Annotated in this window: 25 protein-coding genes and 1 pseudogene; 16 read left to right on the forward strand and 10 right to left on the reverse strand. The window is 73.0% G+C overall.

Features of this window, described 5'->3' with window-relative positions; genetic code table 11:
* Window positions 1–91 precede the first annotated feature (91 nt).
* The 4 genes from ABZ842_RS25830 to ABZ842_RS25845 all read left to right on the forward strand — a co-directional run bounded on the left by ABZ842_RS25830 (window position 92) and on the right by ABZ842_RS25845 (window position 3,944).
* The gene (locus tag ABZ842_RS25830) at window positions 92–763 is read left to right on the forward strand and encodes a response regulator transcription factor (protein WP_361541514.1); all 672 of its coding nucleotides are present in this window, start codon (window positions 92–94) and stop codon (window positions 761–763) included.
* Between the two features lie 301 nt (window positions 764–1,064).
* A complete protein-coding gene (locus tag ABZ842_RS25835; protein WP_361541179.1) occupies window positions 1,065–2,516 on the forward strand; it encodes a DUF2252 domain-containing protein in 1,452 nt (483 codons plus the stop codon).
* Between the two features lie 33 nt (window positions 2,517–2,549).
* Window positions 2,550–3,446, forward strand: coding sequence for a hypothetical protein (locus ABZ842_RS25840; protein ID WP_361541182.1), 897 nt, complete (start codon window positions 2,550–2,552; stop codon window positions 3,444–3,446).
* 153 nt (window positions 3,447–3,599) lie between these two features.
* Window positions 3,600–3,944 carry a rhodanese-like domain-containing protein gene (locus ABZ842_RS25845; RefSeq protein WP_361541185.1) on the forward strand — a complete coding sequence of 115 codons (345 nt, stop codon included), beginning with the start codon at window positions 3,600–3,602 and terminating at the stop codon, window positions 3,942–3,944.
* Window positions 3,945–3,998: 54 nt separating this feature from the next.
* On the opposite strand, the gene ABZ842_RS25850 is transcribed toward ABZ842_RS25845, so the two are convergent.
* The 6 genes from ABZ842_RS25850 to paaA all read right to left on the reverse strand — a co-directional run bounded on the left by ABZ842_RS25850 (window position 3,999) and on the right by paaA (window position 8,957).
* Complete coding sequence (locus tag ABZ842_RS25850) at window positions 3,999–5,177, reverse strand: acyl-CoA dehydrogenase family protein (protein WP_361541188.1); 1,179 nt, start codon at window positions 5,175–5,177, stop codon at window positions 3,999–4,001.
* A gap of 186 nt (window positions 5,178–5,363) precedes the next feature.
* Complete coding sequence (locus ABZ842_RS25855) at window positions 5,364–6,425, reverse strand: 2Fe-2S iron-sulfur cluster-binding protein (protein ID WP_361541191.1); 1,062 nt, start codon at window positions 6,423–6,425, stop codon at window positions 5,364–5,366.
* Window positions 6,426–6,959: a 1,2-phenylacetyl-CoA epoxidase subunit PaaD gene (paaD, locus tag ABZ842_RS25860; RefSeq protein ID WP_361541194.1), complete on the reverse strand. Its 534-nt coding sequence runs from the start codon at window positions 6,957–6,959 to the stop codon at window positions 6,426–6,428.
* Entirely contained in the window at window positions 6,953–7,666 is a 714-nt protein-coding gene (paaC, locus tag ABZ842_RS25865) for a 1,2-phenylacetyl-CoA epoxidase subunit PaaC (protein WP_361541197.1), read from the reverse strand. The genes paaD and paaC overlap by 7 nt, the downstream gene beginning before the upstream one ends.
* On the reverse strand, window positions 7,663–7,983 hold the full coding sequence (gene paaB, locus ABZ842_RS25870; protein WP_361541200.1) for a 1,2-phenylacetyl-CoA epoxidase subunit PaaB: 321 nt from the start codon (window positions 7,981–7,983) through the stop codon (window positions 7,663–7,665). Before paaB ends, paaC begins: the two co-directional genes overlap by 4 nt.
* Window positions 7,980–8,957, reverse strand: a complete 978-nt coding sequence (paaA, locus tag ABZ842_RS25875) for a 1,2-phenylacetyl-CoA epoxidase subunit PaaA (protein WP_361541203.1) — start codon at window positions 8,955–8,957, stop codon at window positions 7,980–7,982. The genes paaB and paaA overlap by 4 nt, the downstream gene beginning before the upstream one ends.
* 113 nt (window positions 8,958–9,070) lie before the next feature.
* Here paaA and ABZ842_RS25880 point away from each other — a divergent pair, with 113 nt between their 5' ends.
* The 3 genes from ABZ842_RS25880 to ABZ842_RS25890 are packed head-to-tail and all read left to right on the forward strand — an operon-like array spanning window position 9,071 to window position 12,044.
* Window positions 9,071–10,063: a DUF5819 family protein gene (locus ABZ842_RS25880; protein WP_361541206.1), complete on the forward strand. Its 993-nt coding sequence runs from the start codon at window positions 9,071–9,073 to the stop codon at window positions 10,061–10,063.
* The gene (locus tag ABZ842_RS25885; protein WP_361541209.1) at window positions 10,060–11,334 is read left to right on the forward strand and encodes an HTTM domain-containing protein; all 1,275 of its coding nucleotides are present in this window, start codon (window positions 10,060–10,062) and stop codon (window positions 11,332–11,334) included. The genes ABZ842_RS25880 and ABZ842_RS25885 overlap by 4 nt, the downstream gene beginning before the upstream one ends.
* Window positions 11,335–11,372: 38 nt before the next feature.
* Window positions 11,373–12,044, forward strand: a complete 672-nt coding sequence (locus ABZ842_RS25890; RefSeq protein WP_361541517.1) for a TrmH family RNA methyltransferase — start codon at window positions 11,373–11,375, stop codon at window positions 12,042–12,044.
* A gap of 14 nt (window positions 12,045–12,058) precedes the next feature.
* Here the strand turns inward: ABZ842_RS25890 and paaN are convergent, their stop codons facing one another.
* Entirely contained in the window at window positions 12,059–13,732 is a 1,674-nt protein-coding gene (gene paaN, locus ABZ842_RS25895; RefSeq protein WP_361541212.1) for a phenylacetic acid degradation protein PaaN, read from the reverse strand.
* Window positions 13,733–13,856: 124 nt separating this feature from the next.
* Between paaN and ABZ842_RS25900 the strand changes: the two genes are divergently transcribed.
* Both ABZ842_RS25900 and ABZ842_RS25905 read left to right on the forward strand, forming a co-directional pair.
* Entirely contained in the window at window positions 13,857–15,413 is a 1,557-nt protein-coding gene (locus tag ABZ842_RS25900; RefSeq protein WP_361541215.1) for a 3-hydroxyacyl-CoA dehydrogenase, read from the forward strand.
* Window positions 15,410–16,012: a TetR/AcrR family transcriptional regulator gene (locus ABZ842_RS25905; RefSeq protein ID WP_361541218.1), complete on the forward strand. Its 603-nt coding sequence runs from the start codon at window positions 15,410–15,412 to the stop codon at window positions 16,010–16,012. Before ABZ842_RS25900 ends, ABZ842_RS25905 begins: the two co-directional genes overlap by 4 nt.
* A 38-nt stretch (window positions 16,013–16,050) precedes the next feature.
* Here the strand turns inward: ABZ842_RS25905 and ABZ842_RS25910 are convergent, their stop codons facing one another.
* Window positions 16,051–16,593: an Lrp/AsnC family transcriptional regulator gene (locus tag ABZ842_RS25910; protein WP_361541221.1), complete on the reverse strand. Its 543-nt coding sequence runs from the start codon at window positions 16,591–16,593 to the stop codon at window positions 16,051–16,053.
* A 191-nt stretch (window positions 16,594–16,784) separates the two neighbouring features.
* On the opposite strand from ABZ842_RS25910, the gene pdhA reads away from it, so the two are divergent.
* From pdhA to ABZ842_RS25935, 5 genes are read left to right on the forward strand one after another with little or no spacing between them, the layout of a single operon-like run.
* Window positions 16,785–17,963 (forward strand): pyruvate dehydrogenase (acetyl-transferring) E1 component subunit alpha, encoded by a 1,179-nt coding sequence (gene pdhA, locus ABZ842_RS25915; RefSeq protein ID WP_361541520.1) that lies wholly within the window; start codon window positions 16,785–16,787, stop codon window positions 17,961–17,963.
* Window positions 17,960–18,988: an alpha-ketoacid dehydrogenase subunit beta gene (locus ABZ842_RS25920; RefSeq protein WP_361541224.1), complete on the forward strand. Its 1,029-nt coding sequence runs from the start codon at window positions 17,960–17,962 to the stop codon at window positions 18,986–18,988. Before pdhA ends, ABZ842_RS25920 begins: the two co-directional genes overlap by 4 nt.
* A gap of 1 nt (window position 18,989) precedes the next feature.
* Window positions 18,990–20,429, forward strand: a complete 1,440-nt coding sequence (locus ABZ842_RS25925; RefSeq protein ID WP_361541227.1) for a dihydrolipoamide acetyltransferase family protein — start codon at window positions 18,990–18,992, stop codon at window positions 20,427–20,429.
* 48 nt (window positions 20,430–20,477) lie between these two features.
* Window positions 20,478–21,473: an NTP transferase domain-containing protein gene (locus ABZ842_RS25930; RefSeq protein WP_361541230.1), complete on the forward strand. Its 996-nt coding sequence runs from the start codon at window positions 20,478–20,480 to the stop codon at window positions 21,471–21,473.
* Window positions 21,470–22,924: a molybdopterin molybdotransferase MoeA gene (locus tag ABZ842_RS25935; RefSeq protein WP_361541233.1), complete on the forward strand. Its 1,455-nt coding sequence runs from the start codon at window positions 21,470–21,472 to the stop codon at window positions 22,922–22,924. Before ABZ842_RS25930 ends, ABZ842_RS25935 begins: the two co-directional genes overlap by 4 nt.
* Window positions 22,925–22,996: 72 nt before the next feature.
* On the opposite strand, the gene ABZ842_RS25940 is transcribed toward ABZ842_RS25935, so the two are convergent.
* Window positions 22,997–24,106 (reverse strand): potassium channel family protein, encoded by a 1,110-nt coding sequence (locus tag ABZ842_RS25940; RefSeq protein ID WP_361541236.1) that lies wholly within the window; start codon window positions 24,104–24,106, stop codon window positions 22,997–22,999.
* Window positions 24,107–24,193: 87 nt separating this feature from the next.
* On the opposite strand from ABZ842_RS25940, the pseudogene ABZ842_RS25945 reads away from it, so the two are divergent.
* Together ABZ842_RS25945 and ABZ842_RS25950 are read left to right on the forward strand one after the other, a co-directional pair.
* Window positions 24,194–24,865: pseudogene (locus ABZ842_RS25945) on the forward strand (NAD(P)-binding protein); the annotation flags it as partial.
* 133 nt (window positions 24,866–24,998) lie between these two features.
* Entirely contained in the window at window positions 24,999–25,979 is a 981-nt protein-coding gene (locus ABZ842_RS25950; protein WP_361541239.1) for an NAD(P)H-quinone oxidoreductase, read from the forward strand.
* 105 nt (window positions 25,980–26,084) lie between these two features.
* On the opposite strand, the gene ABZ842_RS25955 is transcribed toward ABZ842_RS25950, so the two are convergent.
* Entirely contained in the window at window positions 26,085–26,621 is a 537-nt protein-coding gene (locus ABZ842_RS25955) for a bacterial proteasome activator family protein (RefSeq protein WP_361541242.1), read from the reverse strand.
* Window positions 26,622–26,796: the final 175 nt, after the last annotated feature.

The following is a 26,796-nucleotide window of genomic DNA, read 5'->3' on the forward strand; positions in this document are numbered from 1 at the left end:
GCGCCCCTTGTTGGGGATCGCCGGCCGGGGCCGGCAAACTGGTGGCCCGGACCGGACGGTCCGGACGGACACGGCGAGTGTGAGGGTGGCTATGGCGGGGGCGCGGATCCGGGTCGTCATTGCGGATGACGAGCCCTTGATCAGGGCCGGGATCCGAATGATCCTCACGTCCGACCGGGAGATCGAAGTGGTGGCCGAGGCGTCGAACGGCCGGGAGGCCGTCGAGGCGGCCCGGTCCCACAAGGCCGACGTGGTGTTGCTGGACATCCAGATGCCCGTGATGGACGGGCTCACGGCCATGGGGGAGCTGCGCCAGGTGACCCCCGCGACCAAGGTGATCATCCTGACCACCTTCGGAGAGCGGGAGAACGTGTTGCGCGCGCTGGAGTCGGGCGGTGCGGGCTTCCTCCTGAAGGACACCGCGCCGGCGGAGCTGATCGGCGCCGTACGGGCCGCGGTCTCCGGTGACGCGTACCTCTCCCCCGGCGCGACCCGGCACGTCGTCGACCAGCTGGCCACCGGCCGGGCGGCGGCCCGCGGTGAGCAGGCGCGGGCGCGGATCGCCCAGCTGAGCGGGCGGGAGCAGGACGTGCTGGCGCTCCTCGGCGAAGGGCTGTCCAACGCCGACGCGGGCAGACGGCTGCACATGAGCGAGGCCACGGTGAAGACGTACGTGAGCCGGATCCTGGCCAAGTTGGAGTGCGACAACCGTGTGCAGGCGGCGCTGCTGGCGCGGGACGCGGGGCTGGGCCCGGAGGGCTGAGCCCGATGGGGAAGGTCGACCCGATAGGGAAGCTCGACCCGATCGAGAAGGCCGAGCTGTCCGATTGCCGGGCCGCCCGTTCGTGGGGCTGTCTGCGTACGGGCTGTCTGTGCACACGGCTGTCTGTGCACACGGCTGTCTGTTTCACGTGAAACACCGCGAGTTGGGGTGTGTGCCCGAGGTGCGCCGGGTGTACCAGAGGTGGCGTTTGCCGGGGTGAGGGGTACCGTCGGGGGACGGACGACACGGTCGGCGGGCTGACAGCGGCTCGAGCCGTACGGAGCGGGGGAGGCGGCGCGCGATGGGCGAGGTCGAGACGGAGATACCGGCGGGCGGCAGACGGATTCCGGTGGTGCCGGGGTTCGCACCGCGCAGCGGTGAACGGACTGCCGGTGCCGCGGGCGGTCAGGGTCCCAAGCAGCAGGGCAAGGCGCTGCGGGACCGCGTCCCGAGGTCCTCCCACGACTCCCTGGTCCTGGCGGTCGGCCGTCCCGACGCCGTCCGGGCCGTGGAGGAGTCCAGCCGCGGCCGGGTGCCGGAGCTGACGCCGATCCGGGTGGGCAGGATGGCCGCCTCCCCCTTCGCGTTCCTCCGCGGCGCCGCCGGGCTGATGGCCCACGACCTGGTCGGCACCCCGGTCACCGGGGTCCGTGCCCAGCTGTGCGGCGACGCGCACGCGGCGAACTTCGGTCTGTACGGCGACGCCCGGGGCGGGCTCGTGATCGATCTCAACGACTTCGACGAGACCGTGGCGGGGCCCTGGGAGTGGGACCTCAAGCGGCTCGCCGCTTCGCTGGTGCTCGCCGGCCGCGTCGGCGGCGCGGACGAGCTGACGTGCCGTGCCGCCGCCTTCGACGCCGTGGGCGCCTACCGGCGCACCATGCGCCTGTTGGCGAAGCTGCCCGCGCTGGACGCGTGGAACGCCATCGCGGACGAGGAGCTGGTCTCCCACACGGACGCCCGGGACCTGGCCGGCACCTTGGAGCGGGTGTCGCAGAAGGCGCGGAACAACACCAGTGCCCGCTTCGCGGCGAAGGCGACCGAGGCCGTGACGGACGCCGTGGGCGAGGGGCGGCGGTTCGTGGACGCCCCGCCGGTGCTGCGGCGCGTACCGGACGCGGAGGCCGCGGCGGTGGCCGCGTCGCTGGCGGAGTACCTGACCACGGTGGCGGAGGACCGACTGCCGCTGCTCGCCCGGTACGCGATCCACGACGTGGCGTTCCGGGTGGTGGGGACCGGCAGCGTCGGCACCCGTTCGTACGTGGTGCTGCTGCTCGACCACCGGGGCGACCCGCTGGTGCTCCAGGTGAAGGAGGCGCGGGCGTCCGCGCTGCTCCCGCACCTGGCGGCGGCCGGCTTCCCGGCGGCCCGGGTGGCGCACGAGGGCCGTCGGGTGGTGCTGGGACAGAAGCGGATGCAGGTGGTCAGCGACATCCTGCTGGGCTGGACGACCGTCGGAGGGCGCCCCTTCCAGGTGCGGCAGTTCCGCAACCGCAAGGGCAGCGTGGACCCCGCCGAGCTCACCCCCGAGCAGCTCGACGACTACGGGCGGATGACGGGCGCGCTGCTGGCCCGGGCGCACTCCCACAGTGCCGACCCCCGACTGCTCGCCGGCTACTGCGGCAAGAGCGAGGAGCTGGACGAGGCCGTGGCCGCCTTCGCGGTGCGCTACGCGGACCGTACGGAAGCCGATCACGACGACCTGCTGACGGCGATCAAGAAGGGGCGGATCACCGCCGAGCTGGGGGTGTGACGGGCGGCCCCGGTGCGCCCGTAGGCTGGGCGGGTGACCCAGGACCCACCCGGTGGACCGATGACCCGGAACGACGAAGCGACCCCCGGCCACGACGCGGAGACGCCCGTCCAGGGCGGGGGGACGCCCGTGGACGGCGGAGGGCCGGACGCGCAGGAGCGGCCGGAGGCCCGTCTGGAGAAGGCGGTGTACGCGGCCGAGCACGCCCTGATCGAGTTCGAGATCGCGCTGGAGACCTTCCGGGTGGAGGTGGAGAACTTCTCCCGGCTGCACCACCAGAAGCTCGGCCCGATGTACGCCCGGCTCGACGAACTGGACGCGCAGATCGCGGAGGCGCGGGCGGCGCGCACCGGTGACCCGGAGGACGTGCGCCGGGCGCAGGAGGCGCGGGCGGCCGTGATGCCGATGCCGGGCGTGGAGGAGCTGTTCCACGACTGGATGGACTCCGACGGCATCTCCCCCGAGGCCGCCGCGATGCTCACGGGCCGCCAGGTGCGCGCGCCCAAGCGGGTGCGGCCGAGCGAGGAGGCCCGCCGGCTCTATCGCGAGCTGGCCCGCCGGGCGCATCCGGACCTGGCGCAGGACGAGACGGAGCGGGCCCGGCGCGAGGAGTTCATCACCCGGGTGAACGCCGCGTACGCCCTCGGCGACGCCGAGCAGCTGCGCGAGCTGGCGCAGGAGTGGGACGCCGGGCCGGTGCCGCCGGAGCACCGGTTCAGCGCGGCCGAGGAGCTGTACGCGCGGCTGGAGTGGCTGTCGCAGCGCCGCGAGATGCTGGGCGCGCACGCCCGGGAGCTGGAGGAGAGCGCGATCGGCGCGATGCTCCGGATGGCGCCGGACGACCCGGACCGGCTGCTGGAGGAGATCGCGGAGCAGCTGTTGGCGCAGGTCGCCGAGCGGGAGCGGGAACTGGCCGGGCTCCTGCAGTAGGTTCTTCCGGTGCCGCCCGACGGGCGGCACCGTTGTGCGAAAAGCGTTGTGCGAAGAGCGTTGCGCGACGAGTGCGGCGTGCGGAGCGTCGTGCGACGAGTGCGGCGTGACGAGACCGGAACAGACGGAACGAGACGAGAGGAGGCGTGTGCCATGAGCTTCGCCCCGTTGCCCTCGGTGGCTGCTGACCAGGTGCCGGCCGACGCCCTGGTGCTGGACGTCCGGGAGGACGACGAGTGGCGGGCCGGCCACGTGGAGGGCGCCCTGCACGTACCGATGAGCGACTTCGTGGCCCGCTTCGGCGAGGTGACCGACGCCGTGGCCGACGGTCGACGGGCGTTCGTGATGTGCCGGGTGGGCGGCCGTTCCGCCCAGGTGACGCAGTACCTGGTGCAGCAGGGCATCGACGCGGTGAACGTCGACGGCGGCATGCTGGCCTGGGAGGGCGCGGACCGTGCCATCGTCACGGACGACGGGAGCCCCGCGTTCGTCCTGTGAGCGTGCCGCGGCCACTCTGACGGGCGCCGGATCGGCCTCGGTCCGCCGCCGCAGTCAGGCGAGCGGGTGCGCTGCCAGGAGGTCGCCCAGTGCCTCCTCGTGCTCGGCCGCGGGCCCGAGGGACAGTTCGAGCTGTTTGGCCCAGGCGTGGTACCGGTGCAGCGGGTAGTCGGTGTCGGCGCCGAACCCGCCGTGGAGGTGCTGAGCGGTCTGCACGACCCGACGCGCGCCCTCCGAGGCCCAGATCTTCGCCACGGCGACGTCCGCGGCCAACGGCAACGGCCCGCTGCCGTCGACGCCGTGATCGCCGTGGTCGCCGCGGGCGGGGTCGAGCCGCCAGGCGGCCTGCCACAGCGTGGCTTCCATCGCCCGGAGGTCGATGTAGCGGTCCGCGGCTTGTACGGCGACGGCCTGGAAGGTTGCGACGGGGAAGCCGAACTGCTCCCGCTTCCCGGTGTACTCGGCGGTCATCGCGAGGACGCGGGTGCCGAGGCCCAGCGCGAGGGCGCAGGTCCCCGTGGTCAGGAGCTGGCGCAGCCACTCCCAGGCGCCCCCGTCGTCGACGAGCCGCGGCGCCGCCACGCGCACCGCGTCGAGGGTCACCTCGGCGTACCGCTCGCCGTTGGTGGAGAACTGTTCGGCCAGGGTGACGCCGTCCTGGCCGGGAGCCACCAGGGCCAGCACGGTGCGGCCCTCGCCGGTGTGCGCGGGCACGGCGATCAGATCGGCCGAGTGGGCCCAGGGCACCGCAGTCTGCACGCCCTCCAACGACCAGTGCGCGCCGTCGGGAGCGTCGGCGTACGGGCGGGCGAGCACGGCGAGTTCGGCCGGGTCGTGACCGGTGCGGCCGTGGGCCCCGACGGTGAGCACCAACTCGCCGCGCACGACGCGGGGCAGCAGGTCCCCGGCCAACTCGGCGCTGCCGTAGCGCTCCACGGCCATGGCGACCGCGCTCGTCTCCAGCAGCGGCACGCGGGCGAGCACCGCGGCTGACTCCCGCAGCGCCAGGCAGAGCGCGACGGGGTCGAGCCCCGCACCGCCGTACGCGGGGGAGACCACAAGACCCAGCAGATCGCTCGCGGCGAGCTTGGCCCACAGGGGCCGGTCGAAGGCGTCGGCCACCGCACCGGGGGTGAGTGCGGGGCTCGGTACGCCATCGGGCGCGACGTCGGCGAAGACCGCCCTGGCCGCCTCGACGACCGCCTGCTGTTCCTCGGTGAAAGTGAAGTCCACAGCCCGTCCTTCCTGCCCGGCGCCATTATCTGACGGTCCGTCAAGATAGGGCAGACGCCCGGAAAAGAACACAGCCAGACGGGACAGTCGGACGGGACAGTCGGACGGGACAGTCAGGCGGGGCGGACGAACGCGCGCGCCCGAGAGGCGGCGACCGAAGAGAACTGGGCCGGGGCCGGCGGGCGCTCAGCGGTCGAAGTCCAACTCCACCTCCGGGGTCGTCGGATGGGACTGGCACGCCAGCACGTAACCCGCTTCGGTCTCCTCGGGTTCCAACGCGAAGTTCCGGTCCATGTGGACCTCGCCCGAGACCAGGAAGGCCCGACACGTGCCGCACACCCCGCCCTTGCACGCGTAGGGCGCGTCCGACCGGCCCCGTAGGACGGTCTCCAACAGGGACTCCCCCTCCCGCACGGGCCAGGTGCCGGAGCGGCCGTCCAACGTCGCCGTGAGGGAGGCGTGCGCGGGCGCGGCGGCGCCCGCCGGTGGCCGCCCGGGCGTCGAGCCGTCGTCCACGTGGAAGATCTCCTGGTGGATACGGCTCCGGTCCACGCCGAGCCCGCGCAGCGCCCGGTCCGCGGCCACCACCAGCCCGAGCGGCCCGCACAGGAACCAGCCGTCCACCTCCGCCACCGGCAGCAGCGACGGCAGCAGCCCGGTCAGCCGCGCGCGGTCCAGCCGCCCGGACGGCAGCCCCGACGCCTGCTCCTCCCGCGACAACGCCGTCACCAGCTGGAACCGGTCCGGATACCGGTCCTTCACCTCCGCGACCTCGTCGAGGAACATCGTGGACGCCACGGTCCGGTCGCTGCGGATCAGACAGAACCGGGCCGCCGGCTCACGGGCGAGCACCGTCGAGGCCATCGACAGCACCGGGGTGATCCCGCTGCCGCCGACCACCGCGGCGAAGTACCCGGGGCGCGGATCGAGCCGGAAGCGGCCCATCGGGGGCATGACCTCGACCACGTCCCCGACGGCGAGCTCCTTGAGCGCGTACGTGGAGAACTCGCCGCCCTCGACGAACCGGATGCCCACGCGCAGTTCGGGCCGCGCCCCGGCGGGGGCGGCCGGGGCGCAGATCGAGTACGTCCGACGGATCTCCTCGCCGCCCACCACCCGGCGCAGGGCCAGATGCTGGCCGGGGGTGTACCGGAAGGCGTCGCTCAGCTCGGCCGGCACCTCAAAGGCGACCGCGACCGAGTCGTCCGTGAGCCGGTCGACCGCGCTGACCCGGAGCGGATGGAACATCTACAACTCCTTGAAGTGGTCGAACGGCTCGCGGCAACTGACGCAGCGGCGCAGCGCCTTGCAGGCCGTGGAAGAGAACCTGCTCAGCAACTCCGTATCGGTGGAGCCGCAGTGCGGACAGCGCACCGAGAGGGCGAGCGGAACCGGCCCCGCCGCCCGCGAGCCGCCCGCCGCCGTGCCCGAGGGGCCGCCCACGCCGCGGGCGCGGGGCGGGGCTATGCCGGACTCGGCCAGCTTGCGGCGGCCCTCGGCCGTGATGTCGTCCGTCGACCAGGCGGGGGAGAGGACCGTGACGACCGAGACCTCCGCCACGCCGTGGTCGAGCAGGGCCCGCTCGATGTCCGCGGACATCGCCTCCACGGCCGGGCAGCCGGTGTACGTCGGGGTGAGGGCCACCTCGACCCGGCCCGGGCCGAGGATCTCGACCCCGCGCAGCACGCCCAACTCCGCCAGCGTCAGCACCGGAAGCTCCGGATCGGGCACGGCTCCCGCGATCCGCCGCAACTCGGCCTCCAGCCGGGTGTCGGTCACCATGACGCCCCCGGGTGGCTGCGGTGCAGGTGCTGCATTTCGGCGAGCATCCGGCCGAAGGGCTCGGTGTGGACGCCCTGGCGGCCCCTGCCCGCCGTCCAGCCGTCGACGCGCGGACCGACGGGCACGGTCAGCGTCGCCCGCTTCAGCACCGAGGTCACGGACTCCAGCCAGTCCGCCTCCAGGGCGTGCGGATCGACGTCCGCCAGCCCCTCGACGGGCTGGAACAACTCGCCGGTGTACCGCCACAGGGCGTCGCACGCCGTCTGCATCCGCCGTCTGCTCTCCGCCGTGCCGTCGCCCAGCCGGAGCGTCCACTGCTCGGCGTGGTCACGGTGGTACTCGACCTCCTTGACGGCCTTGGCGGCGAGAGCGGTGAACTCGCCCTCCGAGCGGGCCAACTGCCCGTACAGCAGGTGCTGGTAGGTGGAGAAGTACAGCTGGCGGACGACGGTGTGGGCGAAGTCGCCGTTCGGCTGCTCGACCAACTGGACGTTGCGGAAGGCGCGCTCCTCGCGCAGATACGCCAACTCGTCCTCGTCGCCCACCAGGGAGAGCAGCACCCGGGCCTGGCCCAGCAGGTCCAGGGCGATGTTGGCGAGGGCGACCTCCTCCTCCAACACGGGGGCGTGGCCCGCCCACTCCCCCAGCCGGTGCGAGAGCACCAGCGCGTCGTCGCCGAGTGCGAGCGCGGCGGCGGTCGTCGTCACAGGTGCTTCACCCCCTCCGGGATCTCGTAGAACGTCGGATGGCGATAGGGCTTGTCGGCGGCGGGCTCGAAGAAGGGGTCCTTCTCGTCCGGCGACGAGGCGGTGACGGCGGTCGAGGGCACGACCCAGATGGACACGCCCTCATTGCGCCGGGTGTACAGGTCCCGGGCGTTGCGCAGGGCCATCTGGGCGTCGGGGGCGTGCAGGCTGCCGGCGTGGGTGTGGGACAGGCCCCGCCGCGAACGGACGAAGACCTCCCACAGCGGCCAGTCCTTCGCCCCGCCCGCAGCGGCTGCCGTGCCGTCGGAACTGCTCATGCCGTGGCCTCCCGCGGCTCGTCGGTGTGCGTGCGCGCCTGCTTGGCGGCGTGCGCCGCGGCGGCCTCCCGCACCCAGGCGCCCTCCTCGTGCGCCCGGCGGCGCTGGGATATCCGCTGCTCGTTACACGGGCCGTTGCCCTTGAGGACGGCCTGGAACTCCGACCAGTCGATCGCGCCGAAGTCATGGTGGCCACGGTCTTCGTTCCACCGCAGGTCGGGGTCGGGGAGGGTGAGGCCGAGGGCCTCGGCCTGCGGGACGCAGATGTCCACGAAGCGCTGGCGCAACTCGTCATTGGAGTGACGCTTGATCTTCCAGGTCATGGACTGCGCCGAGTGGGCCGACTCGTCGTCGGGCGGGCCGAACATCATCAGCGACGGCCACCACCAGCGGTCCACCGCGTCCTGCGCCATCTCGTGCTGCGCGGGGGTGCCCCGGGACAGGGTCAGCAGCAGCTCGTACCCCTGGCGCTGGTGGAAGGACTCCTCCTTGCAGATGCGGACCATCGCGCGGGCGTACGGGCCGTAGGAACAGCGGCAGAGCGGCACCTGGTTCGTAATCGCGGCGCCGTCCACGAGCCAGCCGATGGCGCCGACGTCCGCCCAGGTCAGCGTCGGATAGTTGAAGATCGAGGAATACCGCTGGCGGCCGGAGTGGAGCTTGTCGAGGAGCTCGTCGCGGCCGACGCCCAAGGTCTCCGCAGCGCTGTACAGATAGAGGCCGTGCCCGGCTTCGTCCTGGACCTTGGCCATCAGGATCGCCTTGCGCCGCAGCGAGGGTGCGCGGCTGATCCAATTCGCCTCGGGCTGCATGCCGATGATCTCCGAATGGGCGTGCTGCGCCATCTGACGGATCAAGGTCGCACGGTAGGCGTCCGGCATCCAGTCGCGCGGCTCGATGCGCTCGTCCGCGGCCACGGCCGCGTCGAAGACCGCCTCGTACCTCTCCGTCGCATCTGGCGTCACTGTCGTCATCCGGACCCCCTACCGACCGATCGTTCGGTTCATTGACTTCAATGGTGAGTCGCCGGCCCTTAAGGTGTCAACCCTGTGGATAACCGAGGCTGGCCGGACTGGATCGGGGCGGGATGAACTCCTACGAGGACCGGGGCGAGGGCGAGAGCGAGGACGCGGACGATGCGTCCACTGGAGTGACCGGCCCACCGGCCCCGACCGCAGGAGGGGCTACCGGAGCCGGCGGGGCTCCAGCGGCTGGTGGGACTCCCGAGGCGTCCAAAGTCCCTGAGGACCTCGAAGCCCCTGAGAACCGCGAGGCTCCCGAGAACCCCGAGGCTCCCGACGGTCTTCAGGCTCCTGACACCCCCGAGGCGCCCGAGCCGACCGACCCGGCGCCCGACGCCCCGACCGGCCCCCCGCCCCCGCCCCCCGCCGGCATAGCCGCGCTCACGCTCCCGTACCAGATCGCCGCCGCAGTCGTCCTCGGCCTGCTCGCGCTCGCCGCCTGCATCCACCTCGCCATGACGTTTCTGCACGTCGCGCCCTCCAACACCGTGACGAAGGAGTACGGCAAGCAGATCGACGCCTGGATCTACCCCGAGTTCGAGCAGAACTGGAAGCTCTTCGCCCCCAACCCGCTCCAGCAGAACATCGGCGTCCAGGTGAAGGCCGAGGTCAAGACGGCGGACGGCGCGCTGCGGACGACCGAGTGGATCGACCTGGCCGCCGAGGACGCCGAAGCGATCCGCGGCAACCTGCTCCCCAGCCACACGCAGCAGAACATGCTGCGCCGCAGCTGGGACTTCTACCAGAACACGCACGACAGCCAGAACCGCTCCACCGAGGCCCGCGGCCCCCTCGCCGAGAACTACCTGCGGCGGCTCGTGATGCTGCGCCTCGCGGACCGCGACCTCGGGGGCGAGGTGGAGCGCATACAGATCCGGTCCTCGGCGGCCTTCGTGAAGCCGCCGCCCTGGACCGACGAGAAGGTCGACACGGCACCCGTCCACCGCGTCCTGCCGTGGTGGAACGTCACCCCCGCCGACCTGCCGCCGGACGCCCGCGCCGACGCGGCCGGCGGCGACCGCACCCGGGGCACGCACGGCGAGGAGGGGGCTCGATGAGCGCGACGACGTCCAACGGGGACCACGGCGCCCGGCCCCCGGCCGGCCCCGGCAGGGCCGCCGAACTGCTCCAGCGGGTCACCGCCGCGCCCCTCGGTCCCTACCAGAGCGCCGTCATCCGGATCGGCTTCTCCGCGACCTGGTTGCTCTTCCTGCTCTGGGAACTGCCCAACCGACACGAGATGTACGGTCCGGACGGACCGTGGAGCTGGTCGATCGGCCGCGAGTTCACCGACGGCAACGACGCCTTCACCGCGCTCATGTGGTCGAGCAGCACGGTCTGGTTCGAGATCGTCTACTTCGGCGCGATGCTCTCCGCCCTGCTGCTCTGTCTGGGATGGCGCACCCGGACCATGTCCGCGGTGTTCATGGTCGGCGTGCTCTCGCTCCAGAACCGCTCGATCTTCGTGGGCGACGGCGGCGACAACGTCATCCACATCATGGCGATCTACCTGCTGGTGACGCGGTGCGGTCGCGTCTGGTCGCTGGACGCGCGGCGGGAGGCGCGCGCCGAGCCGGGCGCGCCCGACCGGGTGGGCCCGGTGCTCTGGGTCGTCACCGGCACCGCCCTGCTCTTCGCCACCCTCCTCAACCGCACCGGCACCCCCGTCCTGGTCGCCCTGTGGGCGATGTGGCTGCTGTTGGCCCTGTGGTGGGTGGTGAACCACTACGGGCCGCGCAGCCAGGGCCGCGTCTTCCTGGACACCGTCGCCAACCTCGCCCACAACGCCGGTCTCGTCGTGATCATGGCCGAGGTCTGTCTGATCTACGCGACCGCAGGTTGGTACAAGGTGCAGGGCTCGCGCTGGCAGGACGGAACGGCGCTGTACTACCCGCTGAAGCTGGACTACTTCACGCCCTTCCCCGCCCTGTCGGACCTGCTGGCCTCGCACGGCGTGATGGTGATGGCGCTGACGTACGGCACGGTGATCGTGCAGGTCGCGTTCCCCTTCACCCTCTTTAACCGGCGGGTGAAGAACGTCCTGCTCGCGGTGATGATGCTGGAGCACGCCGCCATCGCCGTGATCCTGGGGCTGCCGTTCTTCTCGCTGGCGATGATCGCCGCGGACGCGGTGTTCCTGCCCACCGCCTTCCTGCTCTGGCTGGCCGTACGGGCGGGCCGCGGCCGGGACCGGGTGCGTGCCCTGCTCCCCTTCCTGCCCTCCCCGTCCGCGCCCGGCGCGACCGCGGCGGCGCCGGGCGCGGGGCCGGGGGCCGTCCCCGAGCAGCGGCGGGACGGCTCCGAGCAGCCCCGTACGCTCGTGGGGTGAGCACCTTCCCAGGCACCAGCCCCGCCAGCGCGCCGCCATTGGCACCGTCCCCGGCGCCGTCCGCGGACGAGCCGGTGCAGTACGACGACGGGTACGGCCCCGAGGTCGGCGTCGGGCCGCACCCGTTGCCCTGGCCCGAGGGCGAGCAGTACGACCGCGAGCTGCTGGCCGGCGGCGACCGCCGCAACGTGGTCGACGCGTACCGCTACTGGACGCGGGAGGCGATCGTCGCCGACCTGGACACCCGGCGGCACGACTTCCACGTGGCCGTGGAGAACTGGGGCCACGACTTCAACATCGGCTCGGTGGTGCGCACCGCCAACGCCTTCCTCGCCCGGCAGGTCCACATCGTGGGCCGCCGTCGCTGGAACCGGCGCGGCGCCATGGTCACCGACCGCTACCAGCACGTACGGCACCACCCGGACACCGAGTCCCTGACCGCCTGGGCGGCGGCGGCGGACCTGCCGATCATCGGGATCGACAACCTGCCCGGGGCGGTGCCGCTGGAGCGGACCGCCCTGCCGCGCCGCTGCGTACTGCTCTTCGGTCAGGAGGGGCCCGGGCTGACGGAGGAGGCCAGGGCGAAGGCGTCGATGGTGTGCTCCATCGCCCAGTTCGGCTCGACCCGCTCGATCAACGCCGGGGCCGCGGCGGCGATCGCCATGCACGCCTGGGTGCAGCGGTACGCCGAGATACCCGCGCCCTCCTGACGGGCCCCACGGCCCTACGCCTGTCGACGCACCTCCACCACCCGGAAGCGGTTGGACACGAACGCGCCGTCGCACAGCGCCGCGTTCGCCGAGGGGTTGCCGCCGGAGCCGTGGAAGTCGGAGAACGCCGCCGTCTGGTTCACGTACACCCCGCCCGTCAGATTCAGCGAGAGCTGGGCCGACTCCTCCAGGCAGACCTCCTCGACGGCCCGCTCCGTCTCCTCGGAGGTGGTGTACGCGCCGACGGTCATGGCGCCCTTGTCGCGCACGGTGCGCCGCAGCAGCTCGATCGCGTCCGCCGTGGAGTCCACCGCGACCGCGAAGGAGACCGGCCCGAAGCACTCGGAGAGGTATGCCGCCTCGTCGTCCGGCTTGGCGCCGTCGAGCTTGACGATCACCGGGGTGCGCACCACCGCGTCGGGGAAGTCCGGGTGGGTGACCTCACGGGAGGCCAGCGCCACCTCGCCGAGCCCGGCGGCACCCTCCAGCCGGCCCTTCACCTCCGGATTGACCAGGGCGCCCAGCAGGGCGTTCGCCCGGGCGTCGTCGCCGAGGAGGCCGCCGACCGCGGACGCGAGGTCGGCCACCACCTCGTCGTACGACTTGTGGCCGGCGTCCGTGGCGATGCCGTCGCGCGGGATCAGCAGGTTCTGCGGGGTGGTGCACATCTGGCCGCTGTAGAGGGAGAGGGAGAAGGCCAGGTTCGACAGCATGCCCTTGTAGTCGTCGGTGGAGTCGATGACGACGGTGTTGACGCCGGCCTTCTCCGTGTAGACCTGGGCCTGGCGGGCGTTCTGCTCCAGCCAGTCGCCGAAGGCGGTCGAGCCGGTGTAGTCGATGATCTTGATTTCTGGGCGGACGGCCAGGGCCTTGGCGATGCCCTCGCCGGGGCGCTCGACGGCCAGGCACACCAGATTCGGATCGAAGCCGGCCTCCGCGAGCACTTCGCGGGCCACCCGCACGGTCAGCGCCAGCGGCAGCACCGCGCGCGGGTGCGGCTTGACCAGCACCGGATTGCCGGTGGCGAGGGAGGCGAAGAGGCCGGGGTATCCATTCCAGGTGGGGAAGGTGTTGCAGCCGATGACCAGGGCGATGCCGCGGCCCGCGCTGGTGAACGTCTTCCGCAGCTCCAGCGGGTCGCGCTTGCCCTGGGGCTTGGACCAGTCGGCGCTGGCCGGGGTGCGCGTCTGTTCCAGGTACGCGTACGCCACGGCCTCCATGCCGCGGTCCTGGGCGTGCGGCCCGCCGGCCTGGAACGCCATCATGAACGCCTGCCCGCTGGTGTGCATCACGGCCTGGGCGAACTCATGGGTGCGGGCGCTGATGCGGGCCAGCACCTCCAGGCAGACCAGGGCCCGCTGCTCGGGCCCGGCCGCCCGCCACGCGGGCACGGCCGCGCTCATCGCGGGCAGCAGCACGTCCGGATCCACGTGGGGGTACTCGATGCGCAGCTCCGGCCCGTACGGAGAGACCTCGGCGCCCGTCCAGCCGTCGGTGCCCGGCTGGTCGAGCTCGAAGCGGGTGCCCTGGAGCGCCTGGAAGGCGGCGAGGCCGTCGGCCGGCGCGCTCTCGCCGTACGCCTTCGGGTGCTCGGCGTGCGGGGACCAGTAGGCGCGGGTGCGGATGGCTTCGAGGGCTTGGTCGAGCGTCGCTCGGTGGCCACTCAGCCGGGTCTCGGTCAGCGTCATGACGGACCAACTCCTCGTCGAGCCGGGCGGGAACATGCGGACAGGGTTTAGAGTAACCGAACGATCGGTCGGTACAAGGGGGCCTGTCGAACCTGTGGAAAACTCATCGGGGAGGATCACCTCCATGACCGCCATCGAGCACGGGGCCGCCGCCGAGCCGGCCCCCGTCGACCGGAGCCGGACCGTGGCCGTGGTCGGCGCCGGCACCATGGGCCAGGGCATAGCCCAGGTGGCCCTCGCCGCGGGTCATCCCGTACGCGTCTTCGACGCCGTTGAGGGCAGGGCCGCCGAAGCCGTCGCCGCCGTCGTCGCCCGACTGGACCGGCTCGTCGAGAAGGGCCGCATGAGCGCCGACGAGCGCGATGGGGCCCGCGCCCGGCTCCGCCCGGTGGACGACCTTTCCCGGCTCGCCGACGCGGCGCTCGTCGTCGAGGCAGTCGTCGAGCGCCTCTCCGTCAAGCAGGAGCTGCTCACGGCGCTTGAGCAGGTCGTGGCGGAGGACTGCCTGCTCGCGACGAACACCTCCTCGCTCTCCGTCACCGCCGTCGCGGGCCCCCTCAAGCGCCCCGGGCGCCTCGTCGGACTGCACTTCTTCAACCCCGCCCCCCTGCTCCCGCTGGTCGAGGTCGTCAGCGGCTTCGCCACGCACGAGGAGTCCGCGGCGCGCGCGTGGGCGACGGCCGCGGCCTGGGGCAAGACGCCGGTGCACTGCGCGGACACCCCCGGATTCGTCGTCAACCGGGTGGCCCGGCCCTTCTACGCGGAGGCGTTCGCCCTCCACGAGGAGCGGGCGGCCGATCCGGCGACCATCGACGCGGTGCTGCGCGAGTGCGGCGGCTTCCCCATGGGCCCGTTCGAACTGACCGACCTGATCGGGCAGGACGTGAACGAGGCGGTCACCCGTTCCGTGTGGGAGTCCTTCTTCCACAGTCCGAAGTTCACGCCCTCCCTGGCGCAGCGGCGGCTCGTGGAGGCGGGTCTGCTGGGCCGCAAGTCGGGCCGCGGCTGGTACGACCACGCCCCGGGCGCCGAGCGCCCGCGCCCGCACACCGCGCCGCCCGCGGACCCGCCCTCGTACGTCGTCGTGCACGGCGCCGACGGGCTCGCGGCCGAGCTCCTGGAGTTGATCGCGGACGCCGGGATCTCCGTACGGCAGTCGGACGACCCGCGCGCGGGCGGCGGTCTGGAGCTGCCCGGCGGCGGCCGGCTGGCGTCCGTCGACGGGTCCTTCGCCGGGGCCGGGCGCGGCGACGTCGTCCGGTTCGACCTGGCGCTGGACTACCGGACCGCCACCCGGATCGCCCTGGCGCCCTCCGCGGCGGCCCGCGGGGGCACCCTCCAGGAGGCGATCGGGCTCTTCCAGGCGCTCGGCAAGGACGTCAGCGTCATCGACGACGCACCGGGCATGATCGTGGCCCGTACGGTCGCCATGCTGATCGACGTCGCGGCCGACGCGGTCGCCCGGGGGGTGGCCACCGAGGACGACGTGGACACCGCCATGAGGCTCGGGGTCAACCACCCCGTCGGGCCCTTCGAGTGGGCCCGGCGGCTGCCCGGGGCGTGGGCCCACGGGCTGTTGGAGAAGCTGCACGGCGCCGTCCCCACGGGGCGCTACGCGCCGAGCCCGGCGCTCGGCCGACGGACTTTCGACGGTGCCGACGGTGAGGGAGCCGACGCATGACCACCCCCAAGCGGGACACCTACACGCCCGAGACGCTGCTCTCCGTCGCCGTGCGGATCTTCAACGAGCGCGGTTACGACGGCACCTCCATGGAGCACCTGTCGAAGGCCGCAGGGATCTCCAAGTCATCGATCTACCACCATGTGGCCGGCAAGGAAGAGCTGCTGAGGCGGGCCGTCAGCCGGGCGCTGGACGGGCTCTTCGGCATCCTCGACGAGCCGGGGGCCCAGCGGGGCCGGGCGATCGAACGCGTCGAGTACGTGGTGCGGCGCACCGTCCAGGTGCTGGTGTCCGACCTGCCCTACGTGACGCTGCTGCTGCGGGTGCGGGGCAACACCAAGACCGAGCGGTGGGCGATGGAGCGCCGCAGGGAGTTCGACCAGCGGGTCGTGGACCTGCTGAAGGCGGCTGCGGCCGACGGCGACCTGCGCGCGGACGTGGACACCCGGCTGGCCACCAGGCTGCTGTTCGGCATGGTGAACTCCCTGGTGGAGTGGTACCGACCGCACCCCGGCAGCGGGTACGAGGGCGACCAGGTGGCCGAGACGGTCGTACGGATCGCCTTCGACGGGCTGCGCAAGGACGCGGGACCGGCCTGAGGACGCGCCCCGGAACGGGGCCCTCCGGGCCCTCCGCGTCAGTCGGGGTCGGCCGGCGGTGCGTCGTGCTCCGCGTCGGCGCTGCCGTCGAGGTCGGTCTCCTCGAAGACCAGCAGGGTGCGCGTGGACAGCACCTCGGGGATGGACTGGAGCCTGGTGAGGACCAGCTCGCGCAGGCTCCGGTTGTCCGGTGCGTGCACCAGCAGCAGGACGTCGAAGTCGCCGCTCACCAGCGCGATGTGGGCGGCGCCCGGCAGCGCCTTGAGCTGCTCGCGCACGGTCCGCCAGGAGTTCTGGACGATCTTGAGCGTGATGTAGGCGGACGCGCCCTGCCCCGCGCGCTCGTGGTCGACGCGCGCGCTGAATCCGCGGATCACACCGTCCTCGACGAGCCGGTTGATCCGCGAGTACGCATTGGCGCGCGAGACGTGGACCCGCTCGGCCACCGACCGTATCGACGCCCGTCCGTCCGCCCGCAGGGTGCGCAGGATGTCCTGGTCAATGGGGTCGAGCGGGCGGGGCGGCCCCTGGTCGCCGAGCCCCCTCCTGCCCGCGCCGTCGGCCATTTGTTCAGCTGGCATGCCCCCCGCCTTCCCGGTGTGGACGACCTGTGCACATTGCAAGTTGTGGAGAACCGTTTGTCCACAGGCTCGGGCCGCCTGTAGCCAAAATGCGCCGACGACCGAACAATCGGTAGGTGAGGCGGACCACAGCCGGCCGCTTCCTTCGTCGCTCCCACGAGGAGGTGTTCGCGTTGCGCAAGAGCAGCAGCATGACCGTGCAGGAGCTGCCCGACTCCCTCGCCTACCGGCCCACCCCGCCGCCGGCCTGGAAGCCGCGCACCGACCCCGCGCCCCTGCTCCCCGACCCCGAGCCGCTTCGGGTGCTCGGCACGGACGCGGCGGCCGACGCCGACCCCGAGCTGCTACTGATGCTGTACGCACAGCTCGTCCGCGGCCGGCGGTACAACGTCCAGGCGACCGCCCTCACCAAGCAGGGCCGGCTCGCCGTCTATCCGTCCAGCACCGGCCAGGAGGCGTGCGAGGTCGCCGCCGCCCTGGTGCTCAAGGAGCGGGACTGGCTCTTCCCCAGCTATCGGGACACCCTCGCGGCCGTGGCCCGCGGGCTGGACCCGGTGCAGGCGCTCACGCTCCTGCGCGGCGACTGGCACACCGGCTACGACCCGTACGAACACCGCATCGCCCCCTTGTGCACCCCCCTCGCCACCCAGCTCCCGCACGCGGTGGGCCTGGCGCACGCGGCCCGGCTCAAGGGCGACGACGTGGTGGCCCTCGCCATGGTCGGCGACGGCGGCACCAGCGAGGGCGACTTCCACGAAGCGCTGAACTTCGCCGCGGTGTGGCGCGCCCCGGTCGTCTTCCTCGTGCAGAACAACGGCTTCGCCATCTCCGTACCGCTCGCCAAGCAGACCGCCGCACCCTCCCTCGCCCACAAGGCCGTGGGGTACGGCATGCCAGGACGCCTCGTCGACGGCAACGACGCGCCCGCGGTGCACCAGGTCCTCTCCCAGGCCGTGGCGCGCGCCCGCGCCGGCGAAGGGCCGACGCTGATCGAAGCGGTGACCTACCGCGTCGAAGCCCATACGAACGCGGACGACGCCACGCGGTACCGCACCGCCGACGAGGTCGACCCCTGGCGGGCCCACGACCCGATCCTGTTGCTGGAGCGGGAGCTCACAGACCGCGGCCTGCTGGACGACGAGCGCCGGCGGGCCGTGGCCGACGACGCCGAGGCGATGGCGGCCCGGCTGCGGAAGGTGATGAACGCCGATCCGGTGCTCGACCCGGCGGACCTGTTCGCCGACGTCTTCGCAGAGCGCACCGGCCAACTGCGCGAGCAGGAGGCCCGGCTGCGCGCCGAGTTGGCGGCGGAGGCCGGCGCCGAGCAGGCGGGCGGGGCGGGCGCGGTGGATGGGGGGCGCGCGCGATGACGACGGCGACCACCCCGACCGGGCGGGCTTCCGCGGTGAAGCCGGCCACCATGGCGCAGGCCCTCCAGCGCGCCATGCGGGACGCGATGGCCGAGGACCCCACGGTGCACGTGCTCGGCGAGGACGTCGGCGCGCTCGGCGGCGTCTTCCGGGTCACCGACGGGCTCGCCGCGGAGTTCGGCGACGACCGCTGCACGGACACCCCGCTCGCCGAGGCCGGCATCCTCGGCGCGGCCGTGGGCATGGCGATGTACGGGCTGCGGCCCGTGGTCGAGATGCAGTTCGACGCCTTCGCCTACCCGGCGTTCGAGCAATTGGTCAGCCACGTCGCCCGGATGCGCAACCGCACGCGCGGGGCGATGCCGCTGCCCATCACGGTCCGAGTGCCGTACGGCGGCGGGATCGGCGGCGTCGAGCACCACAGCGACTCCTCCGAGGCGTACTACATGGCCACCCCCGGGCTGCACGTGGTCACCCCCGCCACCGTCGAGGACGCGTACGGGCTGCTCAGGGCGTCCATCGCGTCGGACGACCCGGTCGTCTTCCTGGAGCCCAAGCGGCTGTACTGGTCAAAGTCCACGTGGTCGCCGCAGGCGCCGGCGGCGGTCGAGCCGCTGGGGCGGGCCGTGGTGCGCCGCCCGGGGCGCAGCGCCAGTCTGATCACCTACGGACCTTCGGTCCCGGTGTGCCTGGAGGCGGCGGAGGCCGCGGTCGAGGAGGGCTGGGACCTGGAGGTGGTCGATCTGCGCACCCTGGTGCCGTTCGACGACGAAACGGTCTGCGCGTCCGTGCGGCGCACCGGGCGGGCGGTCGTCGTCCACGAGTCCACGGGCTTCGGCGGCCCGGGCGGGGAGATCGCGGCGCGGGTGACCGAGCGCTGCTTCCACCACCTGGAGGCGCCGGTGCTGCGGGTGGCCGGCTTCGACATCCCCTATCCGCCGCCCATGTTGGAGCGGCACCATCTGCCCGGAGTGGACCGGGTGCTGGACGCGGTGGCGCGGCTGCAGTGGGAGGCGGAGAGCTGACATGGCCCAGGTGTTGGAATTCAGGCTGCCCGACCTCGGCGAGGGGCTGACGGAGGCGGAGATCGTGCGCTGGCTGGTCTCCGTGGGCGACGTCGTCGCCGTCGACCAGCCCGTGGTAGAGGTGGAGACGGCGAAGGCGATGGTGGAGGTGCCCTGCCCGTACGGGGGCGTGGTGACCGCGCGCTTCGGCGAGGAGGGCACGGAGCTGCCCGTGGGAGCGCCGCTGCTCACGGTCGCGGTGGGCGCGGCTGCCGGCGCGTCCGCGGACCCCGATGGTCCCGATTCTGGCCGCGGGCCCGGTCCCGGTCCCGGTCCCGGGCCCGGTCCCGGTTCAGGTGGGGCGGAGGCGGCCCAGTCGGTGGGGGCGGTCGAGAGCGCAGGGCGGTCCCGGGGCGCGCCCGGGGAGTCGTCAGAGGGGTCGTCCGGGGAGTCGTCGGGCAATGTGCTCGTCGGCTACGGCACGGGGGCGCCCGCAGCCCGGCGCCGTAGGGTCAGGCCCGAACCCGTGGCGACGTCCGCCGCTCCCGCTCCCGCGGAGCCCGGTCCGGCGCCGGAGGGTCCCGTGCAGGGCGGTCCTGTGCCGGTGATCTCCCCGCTGGTGCGCCGGCTGGCCAGGGAGAACGGCCTCGATCTCCAGCGGATGACCGGCTCGGGGCCGGACGGGCTGATCCTGCGCTCCGACGTGGAGCAGGCGGTGCAGGCCGCGGCCACCGAAGCCCCGCCCGCGCCGACGGCCGCAGCCTCCCGGCCGGTGGGCGAGCGCGTGCCGCTGCGCGGGGTGCGCGGAGCCGTCGCCGACAAGCTGTCCCGCAGCCGTACGGAGATCCCCGACGCCACTTGCTGGGTCGACGCGGACGCGACGGAGCTGATGGCCGCGCGCGCCGCGATGAACGCCGCGGGGGGCCCGAAGGTCTCCCTGATCGCCCTGCTCGCCCGGATCTGCACGGCCGCGCTCGCCCGCCACCCGGAGCTGAACTCCACGGTCGACACGGCCGCCCGGGAGATCGTGCGGCTCCCCGCAGTGCACCTCGGCTTCGCGGCCCAGACCGAGCGCGGGCTGGTCGTGCCCGTCATACGCGACGCCCACGCCCGGTCCGTCGAGTCGCTGAGCGAGGAGTTCGCCCGGCTCACGGAAGCGGCGCGGCGCTCGGCGCTGACACCGGCCGAGCTCACGGGCGGCACGTTCACCCTGAACAACTACGGGGTGTTCGGCGTCGACGGCTCCACCCCGATCATCAACCACCCGGAGGCGGCCATGCTCGGGGTCGGCCGGATCGTCCCCAAGCCGTGGGTGCACCAGGGCGAGTTGGCCGTCCGTCAGGTCGTACAGCTCTCCCTCACGTTCGACCACCGGGTCTGCGACGGCGGCACCGCCGGCGGCTTCCTGCGCTACGTCGCCGACTGCGTCGAACACCCCGCGGTGCTGCTGCGCACGCTGTGACCGCGGGCGCGGGCCCGCTCTCCGGGGGCGCGGACCATACTCAAGGGCATGACCGCAGGCATGACCGCGCCCCCCGGTGATTCCGAGCCGACCTTCGTCCCCCACGGCGCCGCCCCCGACGGCGCCGTTCCCTACGACGTCGTCGTCCTGGCCGGAGGGGGCGCGCGACGGCTGGGCGGGGCGGACAAGCCCGCGCTGAGCGTGGGCGGGCGCCCCCTGCTCGACCGGGTGCTCGGAGCCTGCCGGGACGCCGTCCGGACCGTGGTCGTCGGCGGGCGCCGGCCCACCGCGCGGCCCGTGCTCTGGGCGCGGGAAGACCCACCGGGCGGCGGCCCGCTCGCCGCCCTCGACGTCGGGTTGCGACGGCTCGCGCCCGAGCCGGGGCCCGAGCCCGGGTCCGAACCGGACGTCGTGCTGGTGCTCTCCGCGGATCTGCCGTTCCTCGGCGGGGCGACCGTGCGGCGCCTGGTGGACGCGCTCGACCGGAGCGGGCGCGAGGGCGTGCTGCTGGTCGACGCCGACGGACGGGACCAACCGCTCGTCGCCGCCTACCGGCCGGAGCCGCTGCGCCGTGAGCTCGCCCTGCTCGCCACCGAGTACGGCACACTGGCCGGGCTGCCGCTTCGGCTGCTCACCCACGAGTTGGACCTGGCCCGGACCGAAGCCGACCCGCTGGCGTCCTTCGACTGCGACACCTGGGCGGACATCACCGCCGCCAGGACCCTGATCAGGGAGCATGGCAACGTGCTGGACGAATGGATCACCGCAGTCAAGGACGACCTCGGCATCGAGCTCGACGTCGACACCAAGGCCCTGCTCGACCTGGCGCGGGACGCCGCACACGGCGTCGCCCGCCCCGCCGCCCCGCTCACCACCTTCCTGGTCGGGTACGCGGCGGCGTCGGTGCGCGGGGGCGGTCCCGAAGCGGTGGCGGAAGCCACCCGCAAGGCCACCGCACTCGCCCTGCGATGGGCCGCGGAGGCCGAAGAAGCCGCGGAGGCCGAACGGGCCGCCAGCGGCAGCGACCGGGCCGACGAGGGATGAGCGCGCCCGGCGGGGAGGGCACGAAGCACGGGCGGGGGCCGTGCACGGAGGCCGACGGCATCGACGACGGCGTCGAGGACGCCCTCGCGCTGGTCGGTCGGCAGACGCGCCAGTCGCCGACGGCACCCCGAGGCCCCGGGCAGGGCGAACGGCCGGGCCCGACCGCGGAAGCGAGGCCGTCCCGCCGCCCCGCGATGCCCTGGCCGCAGGCGCGACGGCTCGCCGGGCGCACCGGCCGGCAGGCGGGCGCCCGCCGCACGACCGGCCCGACCTCGACTTTGCCCTCGCTCCCGAGCACGGCCACGGCCGGTACCAGCAGCGACGGCGTGCGCCGGGTGCCGTTGGAGCAGGCCGTCGGACTCGTGCTGGCCGAGGAGCTGACGGCGCTCTGCGATCTGCCGTCCTTCGACACCTCCGCCATGGACGGTTGGGCCGTCGCCGGGCCCGGCCCCTGGACCGTCGACCGGGAGACCCCCGTCCTCGCCGGGCTCGGTGACGCCCCCGCCCTCCCCGACGGCGCGGCCGTACGGATCGCCACCGGCGCCCGGATTCCGCCCGAGACCACCGCCGTGCTCCGTAGCGAGCACGCCCGAACGGACCCCGACCAGCGCCAGCTCTCCGCCGACCGGCGGGTCGTCCCCGGGCAGGACATCAGACCGCGCGGCCAGGAGTGCCGCTCCGGCGACCGGCTGCTGCCCGTCGGAACCGTGGTGACGCCCGCCGTACTGGGGCTCGCCGCGGCGGCCGGCTACGACGAAGTGGCCGTGGTCTCCCGCCCCCGCGTCGAGGTGCTGGTCCTCGGTGACGAACTCCTCGGCGAAGGACTGCCGCACGACGGGCTGATCCGGGACGCCCTCGGGCCGATGCTCGCACCGTGGCTACGGCTCCTCGGGGCCGAGGTCATCGCCACCCGCCGGCTCGGAGACGACGCCGAGGCGCTGCACCACGCCCTGACCGGCACCGAGGCCGATCTGCTGCTCACCACGGGCGGCACCGCCGCCGGCCCGGTCGACCACGTTCACCAGGTGCTGGCGCGGGCCGGCGCCGAACTGCTGGTGGACTCCGTCGCCGTACGGCCGGGACACCCGATGCTCCTCGCGCAGCTGCCGTTCAAGGGCGGCGCCCGCCATCTGGTGGGGCTGCCGGGCAACCCTCTGGCGGCGGTCTCCGGGCTGCTCACCCTCGCCGGGCCGGTGCTCAGTGGGCTCGCGGGCCTGCCGGACCCCACCCCGTACACCGCACCCGTACGGGACGAGGTGCCCGGCCATCCCCATGACACTCGGCTGGTGCCGATCGTGCACCACGACGGGGCGCTGGTGCCGCTGCGCTTCAGCGGTCCGGCGATGCTCCGTGGGGTGGCGGCGGCCGACGGGCTGGCCGTCGTACCTCCGGGCGGTGCCCGGCCGGGGGACGAGTTGGAGGTGTTGGACCTGCCGTGGGGTCCTTGCTGAGCGTGTTTCACGTGAAACACGCTCAGTCACCGAGCTCAGGGACCAGCTCAGTGACCAAACTCAGGGCCGGGCTCAGTACTCGGTCTGCTCACGGCTGATGGTGATCAGTCGATCGCCGAACTGGAGGGGCGCGACCTCCGGGTCCGCGTAGTCCATCATCTTCTTGCGCCGGACGACGGCCACGACGAGGTCCACGCACTCCCGCGGCGATCTGCCCACCTCGTCCCTGCCCACGGACCGCTCCGCGAGGGACAGCCCGGTGCCGTGGCTCATCAGGTCCTCCAGCGCGTCGGCGACGTGCGGGCTGGCCGTGGAGACGCCGAGCAGTCGGCCGGCCGAGCTGGAGCTGGTGACCACGGTGTCCGCGCCGCTCTGCTTGAGCAGCGGGACGTTCTCGTCCTCCCGTACGGCGACGACGATGGTGGCGCGCCGGTTGAGCTGTCGTGCGGTGAGCGTGACCAGGGTCGCGGTGTCGTCCCGCTGCGGGGCGATGATGACCCGGGCGGCCGACTGGAGTTCGGCCTTGAGGAGCGTACGGGAGCGGGTGGCGTCGCCCTGGACGGCGACCAGGCCGTCCATGCTCGCCGCGTCGACGGACTTCTGCTGCGGGTCGACCACGACGATCTTGTCCTTGGGGATGCCCTGGCCGACCAGGGTTTTGATGGCGTGCCGCCCCTTGGTGCCGTAGCCGACGACCACCACGTGGTCCTGCATCCGGGCCCGCCAGCGGTGCACCCGAACCTGCTGACGGGTGCGCTCGGTGAGGACTTCCAGAGTGGTGCCGACCAGGATGATCAGGAACACCACGCGCAGCGGCGTGATGATGAAGATGTTCGTCAGCCGGGCGCCGTCGCTGACCGGGGCGATGTCGCCGTAGCCCGTGGTCGAGAGGGTGACCGTGGTGTAGTACGCGGCGTCCAGGAAGTCGACCTTGCCGTCCGCGTTGTCGTTGTAGCCGTCGCGGTCGAGCCAGACCAGCAGGGTGGTGACGGCCAGCACGAGCAGGGCCATGGCGAGCCGCCGCAGCACCTGCTGGAGCGGCGGTACGGCGGACTGTGCCGGCATGGTGATGGAGCGGCCGGCTTCGGCGTCGTCCCTCGCCTCCTTGCGGGAGCGGGCCCAGACGGAACGCAGGATCGAGAACTTTCCCGCCGCAGGGCGGGGATGGTCTTCGTCCTTCATCGGGTCTCTCCTGTGGCGTTGGCCTCGTCGCGGGACATGGGTGACCATGGTCGCGGATCTCTCCGGGTAAGTCTCGCCGGATCCGACCGTTGGAGGCTTGGCTTGCGCGACCACACGATCATCGTCGGCTTCGGCACGAAGGGCCGTTCCGCGATTCACACGTTGATGGCGACCGGGCTGCGGAAGGAGCAGATCGTCGTCATCGACCCCAGCGGCAAGGTCATCGACGCGGCCGGCGCCGAGGGGTTCGCCGGGGTGGTGGGCGACGCGACGCGCAGCGGCGTGCTGATGCGGGCAGAGGTGCAGCGGGCGCGGCAGATCGTGATCGCGACCCAGCGCGACGACACGGCGGTGCTGGTCACCCTGACGGCGCGACAGCTCAACCCGGAGGCGAAGATCGTCGCGTCCGTGCGGGAGGAGGAGAACGCCCCGCTGTTGCGCCAGTCCGGCGCGGACGTGGTGATCACCAGCGCGAGCGCGGCGGGACGGCTGCTCGGTCTGTCGGTCCTCAGCCCCAGTGCGGGCGCGGTGATGGAGGACCTGATCCAGCAGGGCAGCGGCCTCGACCTGGTGGAACGTCCAGTGATAAAGGCCGAGGTGGGGCGGAATGTCCGGGACACCGACGACCTGGTGGTGAGCGTGCTGAGGGGGCACCGGCTGATCGGGTACGACGATCCGGCGGCGAGCCCGTTGCAGTTGACGGACCGCGTGATCACGATCGTCCGGGCGGATGAGCCCGCACCCGACGACGTCGGGTGAGTGGCTGAGGGTGAACGACGTCGGGTGAGCGACTGCTGGTCAACGACGTCGGGTGAGCGACTGCGGGCGAACGACCCGGCGGGACCGAACACGGGGTCCGCTGCGGCCGGCCGGCGCTCGATAGCGTGAGGTCATGAAGGCAATCACGATCCCCCAGCCGGGTGGGCCGGACGTGCTCACATGGACCACCGTGCCGGACCCGGAGCCGGGCCCGGGTGAAGTCCTCGTCGACGTCGTGGCGAGCGCCGTGAACCGGGCCGACCTGCTCCAGCGGCAGGGCCACTACGACCCGCCGCCCGGCGCCAGCCAGTACCCGGGCCTGGAGTGCTCCGGGCGCATCGCGGCGCTGGGGCCCGGGGTCGCCGGTTGGGAGGTGGGCCAGCCGGTGTGCGCCCTGTTGGCCGGCGGCGGTTACGCGGAACGGGTGGTCGTGCCCACGGGGCAGCTGCTTCCCGCGCCGGAGGGCGTGTCGCTCCGGGACGCCGCGGCGCTGCCGGAGGTCACCGCAACGGTCTGGTCCAACCTGTTCATGATTTCCCACCTCCGCCCGGGTGAGACCGTGCTGGTCCACGGCGGGGCGAGCGGGATCGGGACGATGGCGATCCAACTGGCGAAGGCCGTCGGCGCGAAGGTCGCCGTCACGGCCGGCAGCCCCCAGAAGCTGGCGCGCTGCGCGGAGTTGGGCGCGGACATCCTGATCGACTACCGGCAGCAGGACTTCGTGGAGGAGCTGCGGAAGGCGACGGACGGGGACGGTGCCGACGTGATCCTCGACATCGTCGGCGCCAAGTACCTGGACCGCAACGTGCGGGCGCTCGCGGTCAACGGGCGGCTGTCCGTGATCGGGCTCCAGGGCGGCGTCAAGGGCGAGTTGAACCTCGCGACGCTGCTGGGGAAGCGCGCCGCCGTGACGGCGACGTCGCTGCGGGGCCGTCCGCTCGCGGAGAAGACGGCGATCGTCGCGGCGGTCCGGGAGCACGTGTGGCCCCTGGTCGAGGCGGGCCGGGTGCGCCCGGTGATCGACCGGTCCTTCCCCCTCCCGGACGCCTCCCTGGCCCATGAGGCGCTGGAGTCCGGCGCCCCCGTGGGCAAGGTCCTCCTCACGGTGGAGTAAGCCCCCGGACCCCGGGCCCCCAACCCCCGGCCCCTCGGCTCGATCCAAAGGGAAGCCCCCGCGGGGGCTTCCCTTTGGATCCCTTTGGATCCCTGGATCGATCCCTTAGAGGTACGGGCCGGAGCGAAGCGCGCCGCCGGCGGCCTGGTCGTCGTGGGGAGCGCCGGGCGGCAGGGCGCGGCGCATCTGCTCCAGCTGCGCGCGGGCCGCCATCTGCTGGGCGAACAGCGCGGTCTGGATGCCGTGGAACAGCCCCTCCAACCAGCCGACCAGCTGGGCCTGGGCGATGCGGAGCTCCGCCTCGGAGGGGATCGCCTCGTCCGTGAAGGGCAGCGAGAGCCGCTCCAGCTCTTCCACGAGCTCCGGCGCGAGACCGTCCTCCAGCTCCTTCACGGAGCTGGCGTGGATCTCCTTGAGGCGGACCCGGCTCGCCTCGTCGAGAGGAGCTGCGCGGACCTCCTCCAGCAGCTGCTTGATCATGCTGCCGATGCGCATGACCTTCGCCGGCTGCTCGACCATCTCCGTCACCGGGATCTCGCGCGACTCGTCGTCCGCGCCGCCCCCGCCGAGAGCCATGCCGTCCTGCCCCACGACGAGAACGTGGGGATTCTCCTGTGAGCTTTCATTCCTCGGCATCTCCATGCCGCCATTCTCTCGCACGGCTGCTCCATCACGCGGTGTGCCCCCGGGCAGGAGTGATCACTCCTGCCCGGGGGCACGGACCCGGGCACAAAACCGCTGGTGGTCGATTTCCGGTGCGGTGACGGCCGGGCGGGGTGCGCGCCGACGGCGCGGTGTGACCGTCGCTACCGCTCTT

This window comes from Streptomyces sp. NPDC047315 (genome assembly GCF_040643215.1).
Classification (GTDB): Bacteria; Actinomycetota; Actinomycetes; order Streptomycetales; family Streptomycetaceae; genus Streptomyces.

Bases quoted from the DNA above. Each gene is read 5' to 3' on its own strand.
- ABZ842_RS25830 (WP_361541514.1), top strand. From the start codon at position 92: ATGGCGGGGGCGCGGATCCGGGTCGTCATTGCGGATGACGAGCCCTTG.
- ABZ842_RS25835 (WP_361541179.1), top strand. From the start codon at position 1,065: ATGGGCGAGGTCGAGACGGAGATACCGGCGGGCGGCAGACGGATTCCG.
- ABZ842_RS25845 (WP_361541185.1), top strand. From the start codon at position 3,600: ATGAGCTTCGCCCCGTTGCCCTCGGTGGCTGCTGACCAGGTGCCGGCC.
- ABZ842_RS25855 (WP_361541191.1), bottom strand. From the start codon at position 6,425: ATGTTCCATCCGCTCCGGGTCAGCGCGGTCGACCGGCTCACGGACGAC.
- paaD (WP_361541194.1), bottom strand. From the start codon at position 6,959: ATGGTGACCGACACCCGGCTGGAGGCCGAGTTGCGGCGGATCGCGGGA.
- paaB (WP_361541200.1), bottom strand. From the start codon at position 7,983: ATGAGCAGTTCCGACGGCACGGCAGCCGCTGCGGGCGGGGCGAAGGAC.
- paaA (WP_361541203.1), bottom strand. From the start codon at position 8,957: ATGACGACAGTGACGCCAGATGCGACGGAGAGGTACGAGGCGGTCTTC.
- ABZ842_RS25880 (WP_361541206.1), top strand. From the start codon at position 9,071: ATGAACTCCTACGAGGACCGGGGCGAGGGCGAGAGCGAGGACGCGGAC.
- ABZ842_RS25885 (WP_361541209.1), top strand. From the start codon at position 10,060: ATGAGCGCGACGACGTCCAACGGGGACCACGGCGCCCGGCCCCCGGCC.
- paaN (WP_361541212.1), bottom strand. From the start codon at position 13,732: ATGACGCTGACCGAGACCCGGCTGAGTGGCCACCGAGCGACGCTCGAC.
- ABZ842_RS25900 (WP_361541215.1), top strand. From the start codon at position 13,857: ATGACCGCCATCGAGCACGGGGCCGCCGCCGAGCCGGCCCCCGTCGAC.
- ABZ842_RS25905 (WP_361541218.1), top strand. From the start codon at position 15,410: ATGACCACCCCCAAGCGGGACACCTACACGCCCGAGACGCTGCTCTCC.
- ABZ842_RS25910 (WP_361541221.1), bottom strand. From the start codon at position 16,593: ATGCCAGCTGAACAAATGGCCGACGGCGCGGGCAGGAGGGGGCTCGGC.
- pdhA (WP_361541520.1), top strand. From the start codon at position 16,785: ATGACCGTGCAGGAGCTGCCCGACTCCCTCGCCTACCGGCCCACCCCG.
- ABZ842_RS25920 (WP_361541224.1), top strand. From the start codon at position 17,960: ATGACGACGGCGACCACCCCGACCGGGCGGGCTTCCGCGGTGAAGCCG.
- ABZ842_RS25925 (WP_361541227.1), top strand. From the start codon at position 18,990: ATGGCCCAGGTGTTGGAATTCAGGCTGCCCGACCTCGGCGAGGGGCTG.
- ABZ842_RS25930 (WP_361541230.1), top strand. From the start codon at position 20,478: ATGACCGCAGGCATGACCGCGCCCCCCGGTGATTCCGAGCCGACCTTC.
- ABZ842_RS25935 (WP_361541233.1), top strand. From the start codon at position 21,470: ATGAGCGCGCCCGGCGGGGAGGGCACGAAGCACGGGCGGGGGCCGTGC.
- ABZ842_RS25940 (WP_361541236.1), bottom strand. From the start codon at position 24,106: ATGAAGGACGAAGACCATCCCCGCCCTGCGGCGGGAAAGTTCTCGATC.
- ABZ842_RS25950 (WP_361541239.1), top strand. From the start codon at position 24,999: ATGAAGGCAATCACGATCCCCCAGCCGGGTGGGCCGGACGTGCTCACA.
- ABZ842_RS25955 (WP_361541242.1), bottom strand. From the start codon at position 26,621: ATGGAGATGCCGAGGAATGAAAGCTCACAGGAGAATCCCCACGTTCTC.